Annotated in this window: 5 protein-coding genes; 2 read left to right on the top strand and 3 right to left on the bottom strand. The window is 60.1% G+C overall.

The window, feature by feature from the left end; all coding sequences use genetic code 11:
- Window positions 1–107: 107 nt before the first annotated feature.
- Window positions 108–1,742 carry a methyl-accepting chemotaxis protein gene (locus tag OQK_RS24180; RefSeq protein ID WP_016774687.1) on the bottom strand — a complete coding sequence of 545 codons (1,635 nt, stop codon included), beginning with the start codon at window positions 1,740–1,742 and terminating at the stop codon, window positions 108–110.
- 304 nt (window positions 1,743–2,046) lie between these two features.
- Between OQK_RS24180 and OQK_RS24185 the strand changes: the two genes are divergently transcribed.
- A complete protein-coding gene (locus OQK_RS24185) occupies window positions 2,047–2,877 on the top strand; it encodes an undecaprenyl-diphosphate phosphatase (RefSeq protein ID WP_016774688.1) in 831 nt (276 codons plus the stop codon).
- Window positions 2,874–3,302, top strand: coding sequence for a DUF1294 domain-containing protein (locus OQK_RS24190; RefSeq protein WP_016774689.1), 429 nt, complete (start codon window positions 2,874–2,876; stop codon window positions 3,300–3,302). Before OQK_RS24185 ends, OQK_RS24190 begins: the two co-directional genes overlap by 4 nt.
- Before the next feature lie 119 nt (window positions 3,303–3,421).
- Here the strand turns inward: OQK_RS24190 and OQK_RS24195 are convergent, their stop codons facing one another.
- Together OQK_RS24195 and OQK_RS24200 are read right to left on the bottom strand one after the other, a co-directional pair.
- Window positions 3,422–3,781, bottom strand: coding sequence for an MmcQ/YjbR family DNA-binding protein (locus OQK_RS24195; RefSeq protein ID WP_016774690.1), 360 nt, complete (start codon window positions 3,779–3,781; stop codon window positions 3,422–3,424).
- The coding region (locus OQK_RS24200) for a LysR substrate-binding domain-containing protein (RefSeq protein WP_038861674.1) at window positions 3,778–4,377 on the bottom strand (600 nt) is incomplete at its 5' end. The genes OQK_RS24195 and OQK_RS24200, both read right to left, overlap by 4 nt.

Below are 4,377 nucleotides of genomic sequence, written 5' to 3' on the forward strand. Positions count from 1 at the left end.
CTGACCTGGAATATCGCGTCGAACGCAGATCATGAAAAGCGCAATGATCTGCTCCCTCTCCTCGGGGAGAGGGCTGGGGTGAGGGGTGGGCTCACCTCGGTGACCGGTCAGACCCGGAACTGGCGCAGCAACCCGTTGAGCTGTTCGCTCAGTTGCCCAAGCCGCAGACTGGCTGCACTCGACTGTTCAGCCGCCAACGCGGTGCTATGGGAAAGCCCGGCCGCCTGGGTCACGTTCTGGTTGATGTCCTCAACCACCTGCGCCTGTTGCAAGGTAGCGCTGGCAATCGACGCATTCAGGCCGTTGAGATTACGCAACGCCTGGCCAATGGCATTAAGGCTCGCCCCGGCCAGTCCTGCCTGTTCGATGGTCAATTGCGAGGCCTTGCTGCTGTCGCCGATCACCTTCACCGCAGCCTCCGAGTGATTCTGCAAACGCTCGATCATCGACTGAATTTCAGCGGTCGATTTCTGCGTACGCTGGGCCAGCAAGCGCACCTCATCGGCCACCACGGCGAACCCGCGACCCTGTTCACCCGCACGCGCCGCTTCAATCGCCGCGTTCAAGGCCAGCAGATTGGTCTGCTCGGCAATCGAGCGAATCACTTCCAGCACGCTGCCAATCTGCGTGCTCTCCGCCGCCAGGGTGCGGATCACTTCCACCGCCTGATCGATCGTGCCGGAGAGCTTGTCGATCTGTTGCAGGCTGCCGTCAATGTTGATCTGGCCCTGTTGCGCCTGCGCTTCGGCATCACGCATTTCGGCGGCGGCGTGTTCGGCGTTTTTCGCCACGTCCTGCACGCCGTAGGTGACTTCGTTGATCGCCGTGGCGACCAGTTCCATCTGCTGCGATTGCTGCTGACTGCGCTGCTGCGCCTGTGAGGCATCGTTGCCCAGCTCGCTGGAAGACTGGCCCAAAGCGCTGGCCGACACCTGCAGGTCACCAATCACTCGGCGCAACTTGGCCGTGAACGCATTGAAGTGATGGGCCAGTTCAGTGACCTCATCCTTGCCGTGGGTATCAAGGCTGCGGGTCAGGTCGCTTTCGCCGCTGGCGATGTTCGCCATGGCGTTCACGGTCTCCTGCAACGGACGCACGATGCTGCGTGCGATCAGGATCACCAGCAGCGCCATGATCAGCGCAATCGCCAGGCCGATCGCCGACGCCTTGATCATTTGTTCCTGAAATTCCGCCTGAACATCGTCGACGTAAACGCCGGAACCAACCACCCAGCCCCACGGCTCAAACAGCTTCACATACGAGGTCTTGGCAACGGGATCAGTCGCTCCCGGTTTCGGCCAGCGATAATTGACCATGCCCGCGCCTTTGGCCTTGGCAATGGCGACCATCTCGTTGAACACCGCAAAGCCGTCCGGGTCGCGGATCGCCGAAAGATTCTGGCCTTCGAGCTTGGGATTGGTCGGGTGCATGACCATCACGGGCGTGAGGTCGTTGATCCAGAAGTAGTCGCTCTGGTCGTAGCGCAGGCCACGGATCGCGGTCAGCGCCTGCTTTTGCGCGGCATCCCTGGTCAGGGTGCCGGCGGTTTCCAGGCCGTGGTAATAAGTCAGCAGGCCACTGGCGGTCTGCACCACGTGCTGGGTTTTCTGCGCCTTGGCGTGGTAGAGGTCGTCGTGGATCTGCTTGAGCATCAGCACGCCCAAGGTCAGCAACATGACCACCGCCACGATCAAGATGAGCCACAAGCGTCGGCTGATCGACACACTGCGCAAGCTGTTCATAACGCTGTCACTCCGGATTCTTGTTCTTGTAATAAACGATCGCCAGCATCCAGCCACCGCTGTGGGCTCGCGATTGTGCGACTTGAGCCGCCTAACGCGGGGAGCGCTATTAAGGCTTGTCTGTTAGGATTTCGGCCCCGCGCGCGAAAACCTGAATCCGGTTTTGATATTTCACGGAATTTTTACCGTTTCGTGTGGATCCTGTGCGCGCGCAATCGCTACAGCTTTTACCGGCTACGCTGGACGCAGTGAACGAAAAAATACTATCGGGGCATGCCCGCGCGCATCGCTCTCTGGGGGATTGATGGATCTTTGGACCGCCTTGCAGGCACTGATTCTAGGAGTTGTAGAAGGGCTGACGGAGTTTTTGCCCATTTCGAGTACCGGACACCAGATCATCGTCGCCGACTTGCTGAACTTCGGCGGCGAACGGGCCATGGCGTTCAACATCATCATCCAGCTCGGCGCGATTCTCGCCGTGGTCTGGGAATTTCGCCGCAAGATCCTCGACGTGGTGATCGGCCTGCCGACCCAGCCGAGCGCACGGCGTTTCACCGCCAACCTGCTGATCGCTTTCCTGCCAGCGGTGGTGCTCGGCGTAATTTTTGCCGATCTGATCCACGAATACCTGTTCAACCCGATCACCGTGGCGGCAGCGCTGGTCATCGGCGGCATCATCATGCTGTGGGCCGAACAGCGCCAGCATGAAGTGCATGCCGAAACCGTCGACGAAATCCGCTGGACCGACGCCTTGAAAATCGGCTTCGCGCAATGCCTGGCGATGATTCCCGGCACCTCGCGTTCCGGCTCGACGATCATTGGCGGCTTGCTGTTCGGTCTGTCACGCAAGACCGCCACCGAGTTCTCGTTTTTCCTCGCCATGCCAACCATGGTCGGTGCGGCAGTGTATTCGGGCTACAAATACCGCGACCTGTTCGTGCCGGCGGATTTCCCGGTGTTCGCCATTGGTTTTGTCACCGCGTTCATCTTCGCCATGATCGCTGTGCGCGGCCTGCTCAAGTTCATTGGCAGCCACAGCTACGCAGCCTTTGCCTGGTACCGGATTGCGTTCGGCCTGTTCATTCTGGCGACCTGGCAGTTCGGCTGGGTGGACTGGTCGGCGGCCAAGGCATGAACGATTCCCGCACGCGCCGCCCTGAGGGACGACCTTCAAGCGGGCGCGTTCAGTATCTGAAATTGAAGCTTGTGGTGTTGCTGATCGTCTGCGCGCTGCCGCTGTTCGGCTCGCTGTCGATGTGGCTCAGCGGCATCTCGCGGGTGCCGCTGGCGGCGTACGGGATTGTCAGTGTGCTGGCGTTCTTTCTGTACTGGGCCGACAAACGCAAGGCCCGCGCCGATGCCTGGCGCACTCCGGAAAACATCCTGCATGCGGTAGAACTGGCGGGCGGCTGGCCAGGAGCTTTGATCGCGCAGCAGGTGTTTCGGCACAAGACGCGCAAGGTGTCGTTTCAGATTCTGTTCTGGGCGATCGTGCTGTTGCATCAGGTGTTCTGGATTGACCAGATTTTCCTCGGATCGAACTTGCTGTCGCTGATTTAACGTCCACCGAAAATCCCCTGTGGGAGCGAGCCTGCTCGCGAAAGCAATCTCATCCTCGCTGATGAGTCGCCTGACAAACCGCCTTCGCGAGCAGGCTCGCTCCCACAGGATTTGCGTGCTTACAAAAGCAGGCCGATTTGGGTTTTCTTAGGCAACTTGCTCACCACCAGTTGATGTGATCGCTGCAACAAACCCTGCAATTCCTCGGCACCCAGCGGGTAGGGCGGGTGCATGATGATCCACTGCGCCCGTGCCAGATATGGCGCTGGATGAATCCCCGGGCGGTCGCAATGGCCGAGAAACAGGTCCTTGTCGACCTTGAACGCCAGCGAATCTCCTCGCAGCCCCTGCAAGGCAAACATCTTGTTGCCGGCAATCGAGAACACCCGTACGCCGCCCCATTTGTAATCTTCGCGGGCGCCGGGCAGGGCCAGACAAAACTCGGCGACCTCGGCTTCGCTCATTCTTCCCTGTTTCATAGAAATCTATCCCCGCAGGCATTGAACGATTCGACCAAGTGATCGATCCATGCGCGCACCGCCGGCATCACCCCGCGCCGGTGCGGGTACACCGCCTGCAGCCAGCCGCCAGGCAATGACCATTCCGGTAGCACTTGCACCAGTGTGCCGTTACGCAATTCGGTTTCGCAGAACATCATCGGCAGCACGGTAAAGCCCTGACCGGCCAGGACGCAGGCCTTACGCACCACGAAGTCATCAATGCCCAGCCGCGCTTCCATGCTCAGATCGACGCTCTTGCCTTGCTGATCGAGCAGACGCACATGAACCATGCGGTCGGCTTCCAGCGCGCCGAGTACCGGCAGGTTTTTCAGGTCCTGCGGATGATTGATGGTCTTGCCTTGCATGAACGCCGGGCTGGCGATCACCACCGCCTGGGCCTGACGCAAGCGGCGGGTGACCAGCAACGGGTCTTCATCACCGTGATCGCGCACACGCAAAGCGACATCGATGCCTTCGGTGACCAGATCGACCCGGCGATTGAGCAGCACGACCTCCAGCTGCACCTGCGGATACTTGCCGAGAAAGTCGCTGATCACCGTCGGCAGCATTTCATG

The sequence above is a fragment of the Pseudomonas sp. R62 genome (assembly GCF_000257605.1).
Taxonomy (GTDB): Bacteria; Pseudomonadota; Gammaproteobacteria; order Pseudomonadales; family Pseudomonadaceae; genus Aquipseudomonas; species Aquipseudomonas atacamensis.

Bases quoted from the DNA above. Each gene is read 5' to 3' on its own strand.
- OQK_RS24180 (WP_016774687.1), bottom strand. From the start codon at position 1,742: ATGAACAGCTTGCGCAGTGTGTCGATCAGCCGACGCTTGTGGCTCATC.
- OQK_RS24185 (WP_016774688.1), top strand. From the start codon at position 2,047: ATGGATCTTTGGACCGCCTTGCAGGCACTGATTCTAGGAGTTGTAGAA.
- OQK_RS24195 (WP_016774690.1), bottom strand. From the start codon at position 3,781: ATGAAACAGGGAAGAATGAGCGAAGCCGAGGTCGCCGAGTTTTGTCTG.
- OQK_RS24190 (WP_016774689.1), top strand. From the start codon at position 2,874: ATGAACGATTCCCGCACGCGCCGCCCTGAGGGACGACCTTCAAGCGGG.